Origin of the sequence: Chelatococcus asaccharovorans, from assembly GCF_003201475.1 — a bacterium.
GTDB classification, from domain to species: domain Bacteria; phylum Pseudomonadota; class Alphaproteobacteria; order Rhizobiales; family Beijerinckiaceae; genus Chelatococcus; species Chelatococcus asaccharovorans.
Map to the genome: position 1 here is coordinate 296334 of NZ_QJJK01000003.1, position 19129 is coordinate 315462.

At 63.4% G+C, this 19129-nt stretch carries 15 protein-coding genes and 1 pseudogene; 8 read left to right on the forward strand and 8 right to left on the reverse strand.

All coding sequences use genetic code 11. The features are described 5' to 3' along the window. Positions 1–74 precede the first annotated feature (74 nt). The 7 genes from C7450_RS08870 to C7450_RS08900 all read right to left on the reverse strand — a co-directional run bounded on the left by C7450_RS08870 (position 75) and on the right by C7450_RS08900 (position 11083). Complete coding sequence (locus tag C7450_RS08870) at positions 75–677, reverse strand: NADPH-dependent FMN reductase (protein WP_110374077.1); 603 nt, start codon at positions 675–677, stop codon at positions 75–77. Positions 678–760: 83 nt separating this feature from the next. Continuing rightward, entirely contained in the window at positions 761–1996 is a 1236-nt protein-coding gene (locus C7450_RS08875) for an FAD-dependent monooxygenase (protein ID WP_110374078.1), read from the reverse strand. A 39-nt stretch (positions 1997–2035) separates the two neighbouring features. After that, positions 2036–3733, reverse strand: coding sequence for a dipeptide ABC transporter ATP-binding protein (locus C7450_RS08880; protein WP_110374079.1), 1698 nt, complete (start codon positions 3731–3733; stop codon positions 2036–2038). Then, positions 3733–4539 carry an ABC transporter permease gene (locus C7450_RS08885; protein ID WP_110374080.1) on the reverse strand — a complete coding sequence of 269 codons (807 nt, stop codon included), beginning with the start codon at positions 4537–4539 and terminating at the stop codon, positions 3733–3735. Before C7450_RS08885 ends, C7450_RS08880 begins: the two co-directional genes overlap by 1 nt. After that, complete coding sequence (locus C7450_RS08890) at positions 4536–5531, reverse strand: ABC transporter permease (protein WP_170147149.1); 996 nt, start codon at positions 5529–5531, stop codon at positions 4536–4538. Before C7450_RS08890 ends, C7450_RS08885 begins: the two co-directional genes overlap by 4 nt. A gap of 67 nt (positions 5532–5598) precedes the next feature. Then, positions 5599–7143 carry an ABC transporter substrate-binding protein gene (locus tag C7450_RS08895; protein ID WP_170147150.1) on the reverse strand — a complete coding sequence of 515 codons (1545 nt, stop codon included), beginning with the start codon at positions 7141–7143 and terminating at the stop codon, positions 5599–5601. A gap of 313 nt (positions 7144–7456) precedes the next feature. Beyond that, complete coding sequence (locus C7450_RS08900; protein ID WP_110374083.1) at positions 7457–11083, reverse strand: hydantoinase B/oxoprolinase family protein; 3627 nt, start codon at positions 11081–11083, stop codon at positions 7457–7459. 250 nt (positions 11084–11333) lie between these two features. Between C7450_RS08900 and C7450_RS08905 the strand changes: the two genes are divergently transcribed. The 6 genes and pseudogenes from C7450_RS08905 to C7450_RS08930 all read left to right on the forward strand — a co-directional run bounded on the left by C7450_RS08905 (position 11334) and on the right by C7450_RS08930 (position 15177). Then, positions 11334–11915, forward strand: coding sequence for a winged helix DNA-binding protein (locus tag C7450_RS08905; protein WP_110374084.1), 582 nt, complete (start codon positions 11334–11336; stop codon positions 11913–11915). A 498-nt stretch (positions 11916–12413) separates the two neighbouring features. After that, complete coding sequence (locus tag C7450_RS08910) at positions 12414–13331, forward strand: ABC transporter permease (RefSeq protein ID WP_110374085.1); 918 nt, start codon at positions 12414–12416, stop codon at positions 13329–13331. Positions 13332–13340: 9 nt separating this feature from the next. Continuing rightward, positions 13341–14246: an ABC transporter permease gene (locus C7450_RS08915; protein ID WP_110374086.1), complete on the forward strand. Its 906-nt coding sequence runs from the start codon at positions 13341–13343 to the stop codon at positions 14244–14246. 28 nt (positions 14247–14274) lie between these two features. Continuing rightward, positions 14275–14502, forward strand: a pseudogene (locus C7450_RS08920) (tautomerase family protein); the annotation flags it as partial. Between the two features lie 194 nt (positions 14503–14696). Then, positions 14697–14912: a tautomerase family protein gene (locus tag C7450_RS08925; protein ID WP_110374088.1), complete on the forward strand. Its 216-nt coding sequence runs from the start codon at positions 14697–14699 to the stop codon at positions 14910–14912. Positions 14913–14958: 46 nt separating this feature from the next. Beyond that, a complete protein-coding gene (locus C7450_RS08930) occupies positions 14959–15177 on the forward strand; it encodes a tautomerase family protein (RefSeq protein ID WP_245449549.1) in 219 nt (72 codons plus the stop codon). Between the two features lie 310 nt (positions 15178–15487). Here C7450_RS08930 and C7450_RS08935 read toward each other — a convergent pair whose 3' ends face one another. Further along, positions 15488–16999 carry an ABC transporter substrate-binding protein gene (locus C7450_RS08935; RefSeq protein WP_110374089.1) on the reverse strand — a complete coding sequence of 504 codons (1512 nt, stop codon included), beginning with the start codon at positions 16997–16999 and terminating at the stop codon, positions 15488–15490. Positions 17000–17186: 187 nt separating this feature from the next. On the opposite strand from C7450_RS08935, the gene C7450_RS08945 reads away from it, so the two are divergent. Next, the gene (locus C7450_RS08945) at positions 17187–17726 is read left to right on the forward strand and encodes a cupin domain-containing protein (RefSeq protein ID WP_267213151.1); all 540 of its coding nucleotides are present in this window, start codon (positions 17187–17189) and stop codon (positions 17724–17726) included. Between the two features lie 265 nt (positions 17727–17991). After that, positions 17992–18990 (forward strand): dipeptidase, encoded by a 999-nt coding sequence (locus C7450_RS08950; protein ID WP_110374092.1) that lies wholly within the window; start codon positions 17992–17994, stop codon positions 18988–18990. The last annotated feature ends 139 nt before the right edge of the window (positions 18991–19129 follow it).

The following is a 19129-nucleotide window of genomic DNA, read 5'->3' on the forward strand; positions in this document are numbered from 1 at the left end:
CGACGCCTGCGGATGACGTTCGGACGATCGTGCCGTTGACCGCTTCAGCCGCGGTTCCGCTTGGTTCCGCCGGATCAGGCGGCGCTCTTCGCACGGGCCTCGCGACCCGCCTTGGTGATCTCCGCCCACCAGATCAACTGGTCGAGCAGCTCCTGCGCGCTCTGGCCGATAGTGCCCTCGATCGCGCTCATCGGCTGATCACCCGCGCCGTGCCAGACGGTGAAGAACTCGGTGCCGCTGATATGCACGGTCGAACGGACGGGGACCATGTAGAGCTCGACCGTGATCGACCGCAGATGCTCGACGGCGCGCGCGCCGCCGACCGCACCATAGCCCAGGATGGCGGCCGGCTTGTAGTTCCACTCGACATAGGCCTGATCGAGCGCATTCTTCAACGAGGCCGGAATGGAGCGGTTATACTCCGACGTCACGAAGATGTAGCCGTCCATCTCGCCGACCTTCTTCTGCCAGGCGAGAACCTTCGGATCCTGCGAAGCCTGCCAGGCATTCGACGAGACCTCGTTGAAGAACGGCAGGTCATAGTCGCGCAGATCGATCAGCTCGGCGTCGATCTCCTCGCGCCGGGAGGCGAGGTCCAGCATCCACCGCGCCGGCTTCTCGCCGAAGCGCGTGTCCCGGGTGGATCCGATGATGATGCCGATACGAGGCTTGCTCATGATGAAATCCTTGTCCTGTCGTAGTTCTGTCGGCGGGCGCGACTGAGCCTGTGCTGACTGTCCGCCAAGATGAGGGATCGACGTCAGGCCGCCGTGTTGCCGGACTTGAGGGCCACATGGTCTCGGAACGCCTTTGAGACGTCATAATTCAAGATCCAGTGGTCGACCGAATTGCCGAAGTAGCCGGTGATCGCCTTGGAAGCCTCGCGCCATTGCAGGTTGCGCTGGTTGATGGCGAAGGGATCGCGCAGCATCATGTAATTCGACCGCGCGCGCGATTCGAGCTGAACGCGAGAAGCCCGCGGGAGCCGGAATTCCTCGTACAGTTTCAAGGCGCCGACCGGATCGCTGGGCGTCAGGGCGAGGGCATCCGCGAGCGCGCTTGCATCCTCTGCCCCCTGACCGGCGCCTTGTCCGATGAAGGGGAGGGTGGCATGGGCCGCGTCACCAAGAAGCGCGACACGCCCCTCCGTCCAGGTCTTCAGGGGTTCGATGTCGAACAGGGGCCAGCGCAGGAATTCCCGGGATTTGGATAGCCATGCGACGGCGGACGGTTCCCAATCCTTGACGAAGGCCACGACCTCCTCGGTGGAGACCACCGCGGTCCGATGGCCGGTATCGAGGTCTTCCAGCCGCTGTCCCGAGCGATAGAGGCTCAGGTTGATGCAGGCACGCCCGGCAAAATTCTGCAGGAGGAACTGGCCGGGTGCCGGCCAGGCGTTGGCGGTCCATTTGTAGCTGTCGAAGTCCGGCAATTCGTCCTGCGGGATGAGGCCGCGATAGGCGACCTTGCCGGAGAAGACCGGCTCGACCTCGCCGAAGACGAGACGCCGCACGGTGGAACGGATACCGTCGGCGCCAATCAGCACATCGCCTTGGGCGACATGGCCATTCTCGAAGACCGCGCGCACGCCGTCCTGATCCTGCTCGACATTCACGCATCGCATGCCGTAGCGGGCAACGCCCGCCGGAAGCAGTTCGCCGAGACGATCGAGGAGCTCCGACCGCTGAAACACGAGATAGGGCGAGCCCAGTTCCCTCTCGGCGATGGTATCGCCGAGACGGTTCGTGCTGATGATAGTGCCCGTGTTCCACTCGCGCATATGGCGAACTTCAACCGGCGAACCACAGGCCTTGACGACATCGAGCGAGCCGATCCGCTGGAAGATGTTCGTCACATTGGCGGTGAACTGCACGGCCGAGCCGATCTCGGGGTTGCCGTCGGCGCGCTCGTAGAGTTCGACATCAATGCCTTGATGGGTCAGGGTCAGCGCGCTGATGATGCCGCCAATTCCGCCACCGATGATAATCGCCTTCATAGCCTTGTCTCTCGTCAATGGATGTCGCACGGGGCGGCGTCACGGGTTTGCGCCCGCGTCCTCCCGCTGTGCTCTGCGGGCACGTTGGGCGACCGGATCGGGCAGAGGAATGGAGTTCAGAAGCGCGCGCGTATAGGGATCCGAGGGATGGCGCAGCACGTCGGCCGTTGGCCCCTGCTCGACGATCCGTCCCTTGTTCATCACCACCACCCGGTTCGAATTTGTCGCCGCGAGCGACAGGTCGTGGGTGATGAAGATGCACGCGAAGCCATGCTGTTGCTGCAGCTTGCGGAAGAGTTCCAGCACCGTCTTCTGGACGGAGACGTCGAGCGCCGAGGTCGGCTCGTCGGCGACGATCAGCGAAGGCTTGACGGACAAGGCCCGGGCGATGCCGACACGCTGCTTCTGCCCGCCCGACAGCTCGTGGGGAAAGCGCTCGAACAACTCCGGACCGAGCCCCACCTCGGCCATGATGCTGCGGATATAGCTGTCGCTCGCATCCAGATCCGGCCGGTAGCGGCGGCCCCACTTCAACGCCGCACGCAGGGTCGCCCCGATGCGCATCCGCGGATTGAGCGAGGCATTGGCGTCCTGGAACACCATGCTCACGCCAGGGGAATGTAGACTTGGTGAATGCAGGCCTGATGAAGCGCCGGCCCCCTGCCGTGGCGTGCCATCGACGATCACCTCGCCCTGGTCGATCCGGATGAGGCCCGCCGCGACATTGCCGAGCGTGCTCTTGCCGCTGCCGGACTCGCCGACCAGCGCCACCACTTCGTTGCGCGCGATGGCGAGATCGATACCGTCCAGGGCCTTGAGGACGTGTCCGCGCCGGCCTCGGAAGCTGACGCCGACGTTGCGCAGTTGCAGCACCGGCGACCGCACATCCGTGGCGGCATTCCCGCGATAGCCGGCCTTCGCAAGGGAGGGAACCGCCGACAGCAGCATGCGCGTATAGTCTTCGCGCGGCGCGGCAAACAGCGTATCGACCGCTCCCGTCTCCACCTGCTGGCCGTGACGCATCACCAGGACACGGTCGGCGATATCGGCGACGACGCCGAAATCATGGGTGATGAAGAGGACCGACATCCCCATTTCCGCCTGCAGCTCGCGCAGCAGATCGAGAATGCCGGCCTGAACGGTCACATCGAGCGCGGTCGTCGGTTCGTCCGCAATCAAGAGCTTTGGACGACAGGCGATCGCCATGGCGATCATGACGCGCTGCAGTTGTCCGCCCGACAGCTCGAACGGATACTGATCGTACTTGGCCTCCGGTGTCGGCAGCTTGACCTTGTTGAGCAGTTCGAGCACGCGGATGCGCGCTTCCACGGCGGTCAGGTTCATATGGTTCCGGAGCACATCACTGAGCTGCCGGCCGATCTTGTAGACCGGGTTCAGCGCCGCCATGGGCTCCTGAAAAATGATCGAGACCGCGTTGCCGCGCAGATGCGCCAGGCGCTTGAAATCATAGGGCAGAAGATTCTGGCCTCGGAATTCGATCGCGCCCGCGACCTTCGCGCGCGGGCCGAGCAGGCCGAGCAGGCTGAGTGCGGTCACCGATTTTCCGGAGCCGGATTCGCCGACAATGGCGAGCGTCTCGCCTGGCTCGATGGCGAAGGACAGGTTCTTGACGATGCTTTTGTCGCCGAAATCGATGGTGAGGTCGCGGACCGCCAGAAGCGGCTCGGCCTTCTCCAGATTGGTCACGGTCCCGGCCACAGGTATCACGGCGCTCATCAGCGGCCTCCGCGCTCACGCGGATCCCACAGGGTCCGCAGAACATCGCCCAGCACGCTGAACACGAGAATGGTCGATACGACAAACACGCCCGGCACGATCATCAGCATCGGATGGCTGCCGAGATAGCGCTGCCCGTCCGCCACCATGCCGCCCCAGGAGGGCATGGGCGGGCGGATGCCGAGCCCGAGATAACCGAGGCCCGATCCGACCAGAATCGCGGAAGCGATGGTCAATGAGGCCTGCGCCAACAAGGGCGCGGCGATGTTCGGCAGGATCTGGCCGAACACAATGGCGCGGCGCGGCGCCCCGTAAATGACCGCGGCCTGGATGAAGGGCCGGCTGCGCACCGAGAGCGTCTGGCCATAGGCCACCCGCGCAAAGCCGGGCGTGAACAAGAGCGCCAGCACGCCGATCAGCGTCAGCACGCTGGGGCCGAGCGAGGCGACGACCAGAAGCGCCAGGATCAGGGGAGGGATCGACAGCATGACGTCGACCAAGCGCATGAGCACCCCTTCGGTCAGCCCTTGCGAATAGGCCGCGGTCACGCCGATCACCACACCGGCCGTCAGCGCGATCAGCGTCGAGAGCAGCGCGGTGAACAGTTCGACGCGCGCGCCGGCGGCGATCCGCGCCAGCACGTCGCGGCCGAAATTGTCGGTTCCCAAGAGATGTCCGGGGGTTCCGATCGGCGCAAAACGCGCGACGATGTTCTGCTTGATCGGGTCGGCGGACACCAGAACCGGGCCGGCGACGGCGAAAACGATCAGCGTTATGGCGAGCAGCGGCAGGATATAGCGTTTCATCGCTTGCTCACGCGGGGATCGAGGAAGCCATACATGATGTCGGCCGCAATATTGATGATGATGTAGAAGGTGGAAATCACGAAGACTGCACCTTGTATGAGCGCATAGTCGCGGATTCCGACAGCAGAGACCAGCAACGAGCCGAGCCCGGGAAGGTTGAAGACTTTTTCGACGAGGACCGTGGCGCCGATGAGCCCGCCCAGTTCCAGCGCCGATATGGTCAGCACGGGCGTCAACGCGTTACGCAGGATATCGCGCCTGAAGGTCACCTTGGTCGGGAAGCCATAAGCGCGGGACGTCCTCACCCAGTCCTGCGTGCGGACCTCGAGAATTTCGAACCGGGTCACCTTTGCGATGGTTGCCGCAATCGGCAACGCCAGCGTGATCACCGGAAGCACCAGCCGTTGCATGTGAGCCAGCGGGTCGGAGAAAGGCGCCATGCCGCCGGCGGGGAGCCATCCGAGCGTCAGCGACAGCGCCAAAATCAACACCGAGCCGAGAACATAGCCCGGCACCGACAGAATGAACGGGCCGCAGACCGAAATCAGCCGGTCGCCCCACCGCGTCCGGACACTGAGGCTGCCGAAGAAGATCCCGCCGACAATCCCGAAAAAGGCGGCAAGGACGACGAGTTCGATGCTCACCGCCAAGCGGCTTGTGATGATTGCGAAAGCAGACTGATTGTATTGGAGAGATGTTCCCAAATCGAGACGGAACAACCCGACGATGTGATCAAGAAGCCGTACGGGAATTGGCTTGTCGAGACCGAACTGCTGGCGCAGCGCCTCGATAACCTCGGGGCCGACACCTGCGGTCTCGCTCATCATCGCCTCGACCGGGTCACCGGGAACGACCTGGATCGCCAGGAAAATGATGACCTGCACACAGACGACCATCGCCAGGCCGACCAGCAACCGCTTTGCGCAATAGGCAGCCAATCCCATGGCGATGAACTCTTTCGGATTGCCGGGACGGCGCGCTGGCCATGCCACGGCGCACGCACCTGTCGGTGATCGTCCCCGCCAGCCCGGCGGCCGGGCCAGCGGGAGCGCTGGATGCTTAGCGGATAGACGTCTTCTCGAGCATGTAACCGGTTCCCGTGATGCTGAGGAAGCCGGGCAGGTTCTTGAAGCCTTCAACCGTGTTGCTGCGAGCGAAAGCCTGGCTCCGCTGCGCCACGGGCAGGAAGGGCACGGCATCGCGGATGATGTCGACGGCCTTCATATATTCAGCCCGCGCGGCCGCGTCGTTGCTCAAGGCCTCGCCGGCCTGGATATGGGCAACAATGTCGGAGGCGTTGTACCCGTAGCTGCCGAAGGAGGACGCCGGCGCACCCACCACATAGGCCTGGAGATAGACCGGCCCCGTCACCGAAGGCGCGCCGCCGGCCACCGCCAGTCCATATTTGCCGCTGTTCTTGGAAGCCGTGTAGGTCGGCCAGTCGGGCGCGTCGAGTTCCGCCTCGATGCCGACTGCCTGCAGATCGGCCTGCACCGACAATGCCATGTCGCGGAAGAACGAATAGGTCGACGACGTCAGGAGGGAGACCTTCAATCCCTCGGCGACGCCGGCGCTGGCGAGAAGCGCGCGCGCCTTGTCGGGATCGTATGTCCAGAGCTCGCCCATCTTCGGGTCGAAACGGTCGTTGCCCGGCGACACCGGAATGCCGTTCAGGGGCGTGCCGTGACCATAGAAGGCGGCGGCGACGACATTCTCCCGGTTGATCGCGTGGGCAACCGCCTGCCTGACCTTGGGATTGTCGAAGGGCGCGCGCTCGGTGTTGAACAGCATGTAGACGAAGGGGCCGGGAACCGCATCGAGCACGAGTTTCTTGTCGGCCTCAACGCGGTCGAAATCCTCCCATCCGACGAAATCGATCATCTGCACGTCGCCGGCGATGAGCGCGTTCGTCCGCGCGGTCGAATCCGGATAGTAGATGAATTTGATGCCGGCCAGCGCCACATTGTCCTTGTCGTAATAGGTATCCGCCTTCGCGAGCGTGAGGCTGACACCGCTGTCGTTGGCCTGAAGCTTGAAGGGGCCCGCGCCGATCCAGTTCGCCGCGCCCGAAGCCAGGGCCGACGCCGGCGAAATTCCGGCATTCGGATCGGCCAGATAATCGAGGAACGAGGCATTCGGTTTGGACAGTTTGATGACAACCGTTCGTGCGTCGGGCGTCTCGATCGAGGCTAGCGTGGAGAGCGCCGCATAAATGGCCGCGCCGACCGAGCGATTGGCGAGATAGTCCAGGCTCGCCTTGACGGTCGCGGACGTGATGGGGCTTCCGTCATGGAATGTGAGGCCGTCCCGCAAGGTGAACCGATAGGTCGAAGGGTCGACGGCCTCGAAGCTCTCGGCGAGCGCCGGAACGATGCGGCCGTTCTCGTCGAATTTCACCAGGCCGCGGTGGAGCTGTTGATTGACGATGAACTGGGCAGCGCCCCGCGACGGGCCGTAGACGAGATTGCCGACATTGGCCGAGAGGCCGAACGTCAGTGTTTTTCCGCTATCCCGCGCCAGCGCCAGCTCAGAATTGGATCCGGTGAGAGCGGCCACGCCCATCGCCGTCGCAAGGCCCAGAAACGTTCTCCGGCGTAAACCCATGGAAACTCCAGCGCTCATGTTGTTCCCCGTTCTTATTGTGTCCATTGCGTGAAAAGAGCTTGGTCTGTCTTCCGGTCGCGCATTCATGATGGCTGCCATCCGGGTTGGCATGCCGCGACACGTCGCTCGCCAGATCGATGGTTCTCGTCTGCTCCGCGCAGGCGTTCCAGCAGGCCTTCCCTGACAGATTTGCTCACATGCATAACAATCTCTGTCAATGTAAATCGACGTTTCGTTGATAAAATGTCGATGTATCGTATGTAACGGGAACGAGGCGGGCTTTTCCAACTGTCAGTCATCGGCTATCCGGCCGTTATGCGGGCGTGCTCTCATTGGGTTGCGCCACGTCGACGGCGCGGCCAAAGCCGCCACCGGTCGGTGTTTCGATGATGATCGTATCGCCGGGATGGACGACCAGCTGCACCGAGGAATCCAGTTCCTCCACAAGCCCGCTGGCCCGACGCACGCCGTTGCGGCCCAGGCTGCCTTCGCATCCGCCATCCACACCGAAAGGCGCCACCTTGCGGTTCCCGCTCAGGATCGCGCAATCCAGTTGTTCCAGGAAGCGGATGGCCCGACGGACGCCATCGCCGGCTGACCAGCGGCCGCGACCGCCCGAGCCGCGGCGGATCGAGAACTCCTCCACGACCACCGGAAAGCGCGCTTCCAGGATCTCCGGATCGGTCAGCCGGGTGTTGGTCATATTGGTATGGACTGCCGCCGCGCCATCGAAACCCGGCCCGGCCGGCGCACCGGAGCAGATGGTCTCGTAATATTGCGAGACCGCATTGCCGAAGGTGAGATTGTTCATCGTCGCCTGCGAAGACCCAAGCTGCCCCACCGCGCCCAAAAGGCAATTGGTGACGGCCTGACTGACCTCCACATTGCCCGCCACGACGGCCGCCGGGTGGCGTGGCGACAGCATGGTGCCGGGTGGGATGACGATGTCGATAGGGCGAAGGCAGCCGGCGTTCATCGGCATGCTACGTCCGACGAGCATGCGGAAGACGAACAGCACGGCTGCGCGCGTGATCGGTTCGGGCGCGTTGAAATTGTCCGGTCGCTGCGGGCTCGTTCCGGTAAAGTCGATGCGGGCGCGGCGCGCCGTCCGATCGATCGTCAAGCTGACGGCAATCGTGCAGCCCTGGTCCATCGGCAGCGCGAAATGGCCGTCCTTCAGCCCGTCGATCACCTGCCGGACCGCCGCCTCGGCGTTGTCCTGCACGTGCCCCATATAGGCCGTGACGACATCCTCGCCAAACTGCCGGATCATCTTGCGCACCTCGGCGCTGCCACGTTCGTTGGCGGCGACCTGCGCCTTCAGATCGGCGATGTTCTCATCGATGTTGCGGGCGGGATATGAGGCTCCGGCCAGGATCGCCCGCATCTCGCCTTCGAGAAAGCGGCCCTGATCGACCAGCTTCATCGCGTCGATATAGACGCCTTCCTCGTCGATTGTACGGCCGCGCGGGCTCATCGAGCCGGGCGCGACGCCGCCGATATCGGCATGATGTCCACGGCTGGCGACAATGAAACGGATCGTTTCGCCCGACGCATCGAAGACCGGCGTGACGACGGTGATGTCGGGAAGATGCGTGCCGCCTTGATAGGGCGCATTCAGGACAAAGACGTCGCCCGGCTTCATCCTGCCGCGGTTGAGCGCCAGCACGGCCTGCACCGAACTGTCCATCGAGCCGAGATGCACGGGCACATGCGGCGCATTGGCGACCAGATTGCCCTCGCCGTCGAACAACGCGCAGGAGAAATCGAGCCGCTCCTTCATGTTCACCGAGCGGGAGGTATTCTGGAGCACCACCCCCATCTGCTCTGCAATCGACATGAAGAGATTGTTGAAGACTTCGAGTTTCACGGGGTCGACGGCCGTATCCCCGCCGGACGCCGTGATGCCGACGGCTTCGCGCGTCAGGACGAGATCGTTCCGCTCCGTGATCCGTCCGCTCCAGCCCGGCTCTATGACGACCGTCTGGTTCGCTTCGATGACCAGCGCCGGCCCGGCGAGCGCCTCACCGATGGCAAGCTGCTCACGCCTGACGATACGGCTCTCGCGCCAGGCGCCTTGGCTGTAGATGCGTGCGAAACGCTCCGGCAGGCGCGCCGACGCGGCCGGGGCGGGGCAGGGCGCGTCGGGTACGACGGCGCCGCCGCCGATCGACTCCACGTCAAGGGCAGCGACCACCAGGTCATGGCCGGCCTGGATGAATCCGAAGCGCTGGCGATGCTCGTCTTCGAAGGCACGCCGCATCTCCTCCCGGGAGGCAAGCTTCACCGCGATCGCTGAATCGGTGCCCTTGTACCGCAGATGAACGGACACCTCGTCGCGGATCTCTCCATCCGCCACGCCCTGCGCGGCAAGCGAGGCGCGCGTCTCGGCGAGCAATGCGACCGACATGCTGGCGATCGTTGCCATGGCCGGCAGAGCCAGTGGCTCCTCGATGCTCTTCTGGCGGCTCGCGCGGAGATCGCCCAAACCAATGCCAAAGGCCGACAGGACGCCCGAAAACGGATGGATGACGACCGTCGCCATGCCGAGCGTCTCGGCCACCCGGCAGGCATGCTGACCACCCGCCCCGCCGAAACAGGCCAGGGCGTAACGGGTGATATCGTAGCCGCGCGCGACAGAAATCGTCTTGATCGCGCTTGCCATGTTCTGCACGGCGATCGTGATGAAGCCGTCGGCAGCCTCTTCTTCCGTCATGCCGCCGCCGGCATCTGCCACAAGCGCGGCGAAACGCTCGCGCACGATGCCTTCGTCCAGTGGCTGGTCCTGGCGCGCGCCGAAGATGCTCGGGAAATTCTCTTTGCGCAGTTTGCCGAGCATGACATTCGCATCGGTGATTGTCAGCGGGCCTCCCCGGCGATAGCAGGCCGGTCCCGGATTGGCTCCGGCGGACTCCGGCCCAACCTGAAAGCGTCCGCTCTCGAATGAGAGGATCGACCCGCCGCCTGCCGCAACCGTATGGATCAGCATCATCGGCGCGCGCATCCGGACGCCGGCCACCTCGGACTCGAACGTGCGCTCGTATCGGCCCTCGTAGTGGGTCACATCGGTCGAGGTGCCCCCCATGTCGAAGCCGATGATCCGGTCGAAGCCAGCCTGTTCGCAGGTGCGCGCCGCACCGACGACACCCCCGGCGGGGCCTGACAGGATGGCGTCCCGGCCTTGAAACCTGTCGGCCGAGGTCAGTCCGCCGCCAGAGGTCATGCAGAGCAGCCGGGCATCGCCGGCGTTCAAGTCCAGATCGGCGATCAGCTCATTGAGATAGCGCTGCAGCACCGGCGAGAGATAGGCGTCCACCACAGTCGTATCGCCGCGCCCGACGATCTTGATCAGCGGCGAAATTTCGTGGCTGACCGAAACCTGGGCGAATCCCATCTCGCGTGCCATTTGCCCGAGCTGGCGCTCATGTTCGGGATAGCGGTAGGCATGCATGAGCACGATGGCGACCGAGCGGATGCCCAGCGCCTTCACATCTTCGAGCTGAAGGCGGGCGGCAGCCAGATCCAGCGGAACCTCGACCGTCCCGTCGGCCAGCACCCGCTCGGCCACCTCGAAGACGCGATCATAAAGCGTCTCGGGCTTCTCGATCCGCATGGCGAAAATATCCCGCCGCGCCTGGTAGCCGATCTCCAGTTGGTCGCGAAACCCACGGGTGATCATGAGCGCGACCGGCTCGCCCTTGCGCTCCAGCAAGGCGTTGGTCGCGACGGTGGTGCCCATCTTGATCGTGCCGATCATCCCCGGCGGTACCTTTTCGTCGGGACCTAAACCGAGGAAGGCGCGAATGCCGGCCGCTGTTGAATCGCGATAAGCCTCCGGATTGTCCGACAGAAACTTCCTGGCCTCGAGCGATCCATCGGGCTTGCGTGCGACGATGTCGGTAAAGGTGCCGCCCCGGTCAACCCAAAAATCCCAGCTCATGGCCAATCCCTGCACCTGACGTTGGCAAAACGTTTATATATTATCGATGTTTTGTCAATGTTATATCGAAATCTCATTGAAACGGCAGTTGAGATCGCCGGTTGTGAGCGCCAAGCAGCTGTTGGGGCGCAATGAATGCCGCGGTTCAGACGGATATTTTTTTGATAAATTGCCGGGAATTCGCTACGCCAAGCGACAGCGATTTTCTGTATGGGTTTACGGTGACCTGCGCCGGTTGAGAGGTGGAACGATGCAAGACCGACCCCCGCAAGACCAACCCCCGCAAGATCCCCCCCCGCATGACGTCTACGCCGCGCCATCCTTCCAAGCGGGTCCCATCGTCTCGTCGGCGCATCTCGCGGCCAATAGTCAGCTGCCCCAGCTTTCTGAGTTCGAGTTCGGCCTCATTCTGGCGGGCCACGCCTTCGATCGCTGGATGAGCCGGTGCATGGCGGCCGCTGGGCTTCCTGGCCTCTCGCCGTTGGAGGTACTTGTGCTGCATTCAGTGACGCATCGTCAGCGTCCGAAGCGCCTCGCCGACATCTGCCTGGTTCTGGGGATCGAGGATTCCCACACCGTGGTCTATGCGCTGAAGAAGCTGGAATCGCAGGGCATGATCTATCGGATCCGGCAGGGCAAGGAGAAGCTCGTCCTGATCACCGAGGCGGGGGAAAAGGTCTGCCAGCGATACGGCGAAATTCGCGAGCGGCTTCTGGTCAGTGCCGTGTCCGCTTTGGGGATGGATCCGAAAGCCATCAGCGCGGTCGCTTCCACGATGCGCGCCCTGTCCGGACATTACGAGCAAGCCGCCCGGACGGCCGCCACCTTCTAATATGCCTTGCATGTCGGTACGGCCGGCGCGGGCGCGTCCTCGGCAGGGCCGGTCGCGGTTCGCGTTCCTTGAACCGACGCCGCGCAGGTCTCCCGACCCTTCAACGCCCGGCTATAGCGCCCTGCGTAACGCGACAGCATCTCAACATGTGTCGCGACGGTCGCCGCAATGCGCGCGGGCGGACGCGGTGATATGCCCGCGCCGTTCGGGTTGTGACCCTGCGCGACGACACCCGCGAATGACCCAGCCGGAACGCCTTTGCTCTGTCCTACCGACTAGGCGGCAGCTACCATTCAGGCCGGTATCAGATCATTTCCCTGCTCTTGCCGGCAGGTCTGTATTTGTGAATTTTTCTGCAGAAAAATCGCTAATAATGAAAATGTGGCTTGTAGATTTCGAAGTCACCGATAAGATCTAGTCAACTTCACATCACAGCGGTCGCGAAATTGCGATCCGTCGCGCTCCCTTGGGCCGCGGCGGTGGCAGGGGAACCCTTGTATGGGCCGTTACATCGTGCAGCGTCTCGTCCTCACGATTCCGGTGCTCATCGGCATCATGCTGGTGTGTTTCTTTCTGACGCGTCTCAGCGGCGATCCGACCGATCTCATGTTGCCGACCAATGCGACAGAGGAGGCTCGTGCCGCCTTCCGGTCCGTCCATGGCCTGGACAGGCCGTTGTGGGAGCAGTTCGTCACCTTTTTCGGCAAGGGGCTCCTGGGCGATTTCGGCGCCTCGCTGCGCTTCAACCAGCCGGCCATGAGCCTCGTCTGGGAGCGCCTGGGGGCGACCAGCGAGCTTGCCGCGGCGACGATGGCCATGGCGCTCCTGATCGGTGTGCCGGCCGGCGTTGCGGCCGCCTATCGCCGCAATACGCCGGCGGACATCACGATTCGTGGCGTCACGCTGATGGGGCAGGCGCTGCCGGGCTTCTATCTCGGCATCATTTCCATCATGGTCTTTGCCGTCTGGCTGCGCTGGCTGCCCTCCGGCGGACGCGGCTCCTGGCTCAACCTCATTCTGCCGGCAGCGACGCTCGCCTTCAATCTCGTCGCGCTGATCGCCCGCGTCACACGATCCTGCATGCTCGACGTGCTGCGGCAGGACTATATCCGCACGGCCCGCGCCAAGGGGGCGCGTGAGCGTACCGTGCTGTGGATCCACGCCCTCAGAAACGGCTTCATTCCCGTGCTGACGGTGATCGGCCTGCAGATCGGCCTCCTGATGGGCGGCGTCGTGGTGACCGAGACGGTGTTCTCCTGGCCGGGTGTCGGGAGGCTCGCCATCCAGGCGATCTATGCGCGCGATTTCCCCGTGGTGCAGGCGGTCGTTTTCACCTTCGCCATCATCTTCGTCTTCGTGAATCTCGTCGTCGATCTCCTCTACGCGGTGCTTGATCCGCGCATCAGCTACAACTGAGGCGGCGCCATGTCCCTGTCACCGACCGCCGACGCCGCTGAACCTTCCCCCGCGCAGAACCGCTGGCGCACCGTCACGCGGCGGCTCTTCACCAAGAAGGCGGCCCAGCTGAGCCTTGCCATCATCCTGGTCGGGTTCCTGTTCGCGCTGGTGCCGTCGCTTTTGGCGCCGCATGATCCCTACGCTCAGGAACTCACCCTGCGGCTGCGTCCGCCGGCGTTCATGGAGCGCGGCGTACCGGGATATTGGCTCGGTACCGACCAGCTCGGCCGCGATATCCTCTCGCGCATCATCTATGGCGCGCGCATCACCCTCTTCGTCAGTATCTTTGCGGTCCTCGTATCCGGCGTGGCGGGCGTCGCGATGGGGCTCATCGGCGGCTATTACGGCGGCAAGGCCGATGCGGTGATCCTGCGGTTGATCGACATCCAGCTCGCCTTTCCGCTGGTGCTGCTCGTCATCGCGGTCGTCGCCGTCGTCGGCCCGTCGCTGACCAATCTCATCATCATCATGGGGCTGTCGGGATGGCCGCGCTTTGCGCGGGTGGTGCGCGGCTCGGTACTCTCCGTCCGCAACAAGGAATTCGTCGAGGCCGCGCGGGCGATCGGTGTGAAGACGCCGCGTATCATGCTGCAGCATATCCTCCCCAATGTCCTCTCGGCGGTGATCGTCTACGCGAGCTTCGATCTCGCCCGCATGATCCTCTTGGAAGCAACGCTTAGCTTCCTCGGGCTCGGCGTGCAGCCGCCATCCCCCACCTGGGGCGGGATGATCAGCGACGGGGCCAAATACATGAGCCTGTCCTGGTCGGTCTCGCTCAGCCCCGGCATCGCCATCGCGCTTCTGATCCTGGCCTTCAACATTCTCGGCGACGAGCTCCGCGACGCGCTCGACCCGCAGATTTCCGACAACTGACGTCGCGAACGATCCGGCCCGGGAGGGCTCGACCATGATCATTTCCATTCAATTCGAGAACAGCCGCACCGACGATACCAAGCGCGCCGGTGCCAAGGCGATGACGGAGGCCGCGGTTGCGACCCTCGGCGTCAAGCCCGAATGGGTCACCGTGCTCTACGAGAATTACGACAAGGAGAACTGGGCGATCGGCGGGGAACTGCTGCTCGATCGCCATGCCGCGCGCGAAAAGGCAGCAAAGGCCGGGAAGCCCTAATCCACCGCCGTGTCAGGTGGCGTGGACAGTTGTTCGCGTCGGCCTTGCCGAAGGTCGCGGTCATTCCGGGCTCGGGCCTCTCGGCCCGCCCCGGAATGACGACGGAGGTTCCCATGGCTTCACCGCGGCAACTGTCGTCCTAGGCCGCACATCTGCAATCACCCAACCAACGACCATTGAGACAGGGACATGTCATGCCCATCATCACCATTCAGTTCGACAAGGGCCGCTCCGTCGAGAAGAAGCGGGAAGTCGCCAAGGCCGTCACCGATGCCATCGTCGCGACGCTGGGCGGCGAGCGCGACTGGGTCACCATCCTGTTCCGCGACTACGAGCGGACGGACTGGGCGATCGGCGGCAACCTGCAACTCGACCGCCACGGCCCGCTGAAACCCGGCCACCACGGCTGAAGGCCACGCAACATCCGTTCTCGTCACGAACAAGGACATCACGACAGTGATCATCACCATCCAGATGGAAAGAGGCCGCAACGTCGATACCAAGCGGCGCGCGGCCAAGGCCTTTACCGACGCGGCCATCGCGACCCTCGGCGCCAAGGCCGAATGGGTGACTGTGCTGTTCGAGGACTACGAGCGCACGGACTGGGCGATCGGCGGCAATCTGCAGCTCGATCGCCATGGCCCGGGGCTCGTCACGCTCGGCAACAAGGACTAGCCTAGCGCGTGTGGACCGTTGCCGCGGTGAAGCCACCGGAACCACCGTGTCATTCCGGGGCGGGCCGAAAGGCCCGAGCCAGGAACCCAAGAATACCAGGTTCAACAACACCACGCTTAACCGGGGAGGCACAGTCCGATGCGCCTTCTTCTCAGACCTCGTGTTCATGGATTCCGGGCTCCTCGCTGACGCGAGGCCCGGGAATGACGGCGGGATTCCATCCAAATACAGCATGCTCTCAACAAGAATGGGCCGGGAGAGTTCATCTTCCCGGCCCCCGATTATGTCCGAAGACAAGGATCGGCGCTTACTACTTGAGCGATGTATTGTAAAAATAGAAGCGCTGGTCGCCGCTTGGCTTGAAGTTCTCCAGCTTGTTGGTCGTGCCGTAGAATTCAACGCCGGCGAAGAGGAAGATGATCGGCGCTTCGTCATGCATGATGCGCATCGCCTTTTTGTAGATGGCGTCCCGCTTGGCGCGGTCGGTCTCGCGCGCGCCCGCGTCGATCAAGGCGTCAAGTTCGGCGTTCTTGATATAGGAATAGCGATAGTCCGACCGGTAGGCTGCGATCGCGAAACCTGGATCATCGGGAACCCCGAGGCCGATCAGGCCGAGCGGCGCGAGCTCGCGGGCGATGAACTGGCGCAGGAACTCGCCGGACTCGAGCGAGGTGATCTTGGTCCTCACGCCCACCTTGTCGAGCATGCCGGCGATGGCCTCGCAGAGCTCGCGATCGTTCGGATAGCGGTTCGACGGGCATTTGAAGCCGACCTCGAAGCCGTTGGGGTAGCCGGCTTCGGCGAGCAGAGCCTTGGCCTTGGCCGGATCATAGGGATAGTCGTCGATCGCCGGGTCGAAACCGAGCTGGTTCTTCCGCAGGATCTGGCCATGCAACATCCCGCCCTTGCCGAAGAAGAGGTTGTCGATGATGAGCTTCTTGTCGATGGCGTAGTTCAAGGCCTGGCGGACGCGCTTGTCCTGGATCGGCCCCGGGTGGGTCTCAAGCGAGGACTGCACCACCTGGAACACCCGGTAGCTGTCGACACCGATCAGCTTCAGATCGGGGCGGCGCTCCAGTTCGATCGCGGTGGTCACAGGCAGGTTGACGGCAAGCCCGTATTCGCCCGTGGTGAGCCCCGCGGCGCGCGCGGTGTCATCCGGCACCGCCTTCCACACCAGCCGGTCGATGCCTTCCGGCAGCTTGCCCCAGTATCCCGTATTCTTGTCCATCACCAGCCGGTCGTCCTTGACCCACTCGGTGAGCTTGAACAGGCCGGTGCCGATCGGCTTCTGGCCGAAGCCCTTCGGGCCGACCTCGGCCCAATAGGCCGGCGGCGTCACCAGCACCTGGGCGAGCATCAGCTCGAGCGCGGGGTAGGGGTGTTTCAGGCGCAGGCGAACGGTCAGGTCGTCAACCTTCTCCGCGCCCGCGAGACCCGTCGAGTAGACCGTATAGGCCGAGGCGATCTTCGGATCCATGAAGACACGGAGGCTGTGCACCACCGCATCCGCGTTCATCGGTTCGCCATTGGTGAAGCTGACCCCTTTGCGCAGCTTGATCAGGATCTCCGTCTCGGAAATCTTGTCGAAGCTCTCGGCCAGAAGCGGTTCGATCTTGCCGCTGAGCGGATTGTTGAAGAACAGCGGCTCGAGGATCGCGAAAGACGGATTATTGGTCGACAGGGTGCCGAACAAATCCGCCGGGTCGTAAGGCTGGGCGATGGTCAAGGTCGCCGCCGCGGCACTGCCGGACAAAGACGCTGTAGACGCGATGAAAGGCAGCGACACCGCAAGCGCGAGTGCACGCAGGTTGGGGCGCATCGGGTTCTCCTCGGATTTAAATTATGTCGAGCGTATCGTCATTTTTTGAATTTACAAAAGAAAATTTCACAAATATCGTCGCGATCGGACTTTCCGTTACAAGCGATCAAAGGTAACACCCATTCCTGCCCTCGCCAGCAATCCAGCCGCCCTCGACCGTGAAACAGATATCTCCGTCGGCGATCGTATCCGCCAGCTCCGCCTGGCGCGCGGTCGTTCGCTGAAAGAGGTCGCGGAACGGGCCGGGCTGTCGATCGCCCTGATCAGCCAGGTCGAACGCGGCCTGTCCTCCGCGTCGGTGCGTGTACTCGCGCGGCTGGCGCATGGTCTTGATGTCGACATCGCGGACCTGTTCGAGCCGCCCTTCGACGAGGGCGATAGCGAGCGGCCCATCGCGCGCGTCAAGGATCGCAAGCGTATCGAGCTGGCGCAGACGGGCATCACGAAGGAGCTCCTGACGCCCTTTCGCCGGTTGCCGCGGCTCGACATCTACATGATGACCATCGAACCCAACGGGAAATCGGGCGACGAGAGCTTTGTCCATGACGGCGAGGAGGCCGGCGTTATCCTGGAGGGGAGCCTCGATTTCTTCGTCGATGGCCGGCGCTACGTGCTCGGGCAGGGCGACTGCTTTCGCTTCGCGAGCCAGCGCCCCCACAAATATTACAATGCAGGCCCGATCCCCACGAAAGTGATGTGGGTCCTGTTTCGCAGCGACGCAAAATAGAAACCGGGATCGGCCGCCTAGTGGTTCGTTTCCAGCATTTGCATCCCATTTGTATCGGCCCCGAGGGCAAATGTTGGAAACAGGAGAACCACTGGGATGTTTATGATTCGAGTGGAATTGCCGAATTTGACATTCGGTCTCGAGGTCGACATCGGGCGGGTACCGAATGTCAAATTCATTCCACTAGCGTCCGCGCGCCGGCCCTGGTTTGAAGCCCGACCGACGCCGTTTTCAGCGACCGTACAAGCGCACAGGGAGTCCAGAGGTGTCCGAACTGTCCCATATCGTCATAGACGGCCTGAACTGCGCCTCGATGAACCGCGACCAGATGGTGCGCACCCATGCGGGCGGCATCACCGCGCTCAACTATACCTGCCTGCCGGTGCTTGGGGATCTCGTTGCGTCCCTGACGCGCCTGCAGGCCGTGCGCGACACCATCGAGGCCATGCCCGATATTGCCCTGATCGTATCCTCGACCGGAGATATCCGCGCGGCCCACGAGTCGGGACGCGTCGGTGTCATCCTCGGCACCCAGAACTCCACCATGGTCGAGGCCGACGTGGCCTTGCTCGGCGTATTCCGGACGCTCGGTATACGTATCCTGCAGCCGACCTACAATGAGCAGAACGCCTTTGGCTATGGTGCATCCTTCGATGCGAGCACGGATCGCGGCATCACCGAGGCCGGACGCGCCTGGCTCGCGGAAATGCACAAGCAGCGCCTGATCGTCGACCTGTCGCATTGCGGCCCGACGACGACCGACGACTATCTGGCCGCGGCCCGCGCGCCCGTCGTCATCAGCCATGCGAATGCCTATGCGTTGTGTCCCAACCCGCGCAACAAATCGGATGCGCAGGCCCGCGCCGTAGCCGAGACGGGCGGGCTCATCGGCGCCGTGATGTGGTCGCCCCTGGTCAAGATCGAGCGCCGGCCGGTGCTCGACGATTATATCGACCATGTCGCGCATTGGGTGAACGTCGCCGGCGTCGACCATGTCTCTTTCGCGACCGACCTTGTCGAGCCGCATCCGGACCCGGTGAAATGGGACAAGGCGGTCGGTCCGAACGGCGAATATCCGAACATCACCGGCATCCTCGGCGATTGGTACCGCTACGAGACCCGTCTCAACACCGGCTTCCAGTCGATGAAGGACACGCCCGGCATCTGGGAGGGCATGCGTCGTCGTGGTTTTGGCGCATCGGACATCGAGAAGATCGCCTCCGGCAACTGGCTACGGGTGATGCACGACATCTGGGGCGCGTGAGGCTCTCCCTTCCCCCAATACGGGGAGCCGATCCGTGCAGGGTCCAGTCGGGCTTCCAAGCCCGACTGGACTTTCTTTTTTGGGAAGGATGTGGAACCGCAGATCTGTGTGATCCGACCCTACAGGAGAATCCGTTGGC

Coding starts and splice junctions, on each gene's coding strand:
- C7450_RS08870 (WP_110374077.1), bottom strand. CDS start 677: ATGAGCAAGCCTCGTATCGGCATCATCATCGGATCCACCCGGGACACG.
- C7450_RS08875 (WP_110374078.1), bottom strand. CDS start 1,996: ATGAAGGCGATTATCATCGGTGGCGGAATTGGCGGCATCATCAGCGCG.
- C7450_RS08880 (WP_110374079.1), bottom strand. CDS start 3,733: ATGAGCGCCGTGATACCTGTGGCCGGGACCGTGACCAATCTGGAGAAG.
- C7450_RS08885 (WP_110374080.1), bottom strand. CDS start 4,539: ATGAAACGCTATATCCTGCCGCTGCTCGCCATAACGCTGATCGTTTTC.
- C7450_RS08895 (WP_170147150.1), bottom strand. CDS start 7,143: ATGGGTTTACGCCGGAGAACGTTTCTGGGCCTTGCGACGGCGATGGGC.
- C7450_RS08900 (WP_110374083.1), bottom strand. CDS start 11,083: ATGAGCTGGGATTTTTGGGTTGACCGGGGCGGCACCTTTACCGACATC.
- C7450_RS08905 (WP_110374084.1), top strand. CDS start 11,334: ATGCAAGACCGACCCCCGCAAGACCAACCCCCGCAAGATCCCCCCCCG.
- C7450_RS08910 (WP_110374085.1), top strand. CDS start 12,414: ATGGGCCGTTACATCGTGCAGCGTCTCGTCCTCACGATTCCGGTGCTC.
- C7450_RS08915 (WP_110374086.1), top strand. CDS start 13,341: ATGTCCCTGTCACCGACCGCCGACGCCGCTGAACCTTCCCCCGCGCAG.
- C7450_RS08925 (WP_110374088.1), top strand. CDS start 14,697: ATGCCCATCATCACCATTCAGTTCGACAAGGGCCGCTCCGTCGAGAAG.
- C7450_RS08935 (WP_110374089.1), bottom strand. CDS start 16,999: ATGCGCCCCAACCTGCGTGCACTCGCGCTTGCGGTGTCGCTGCCTTTC.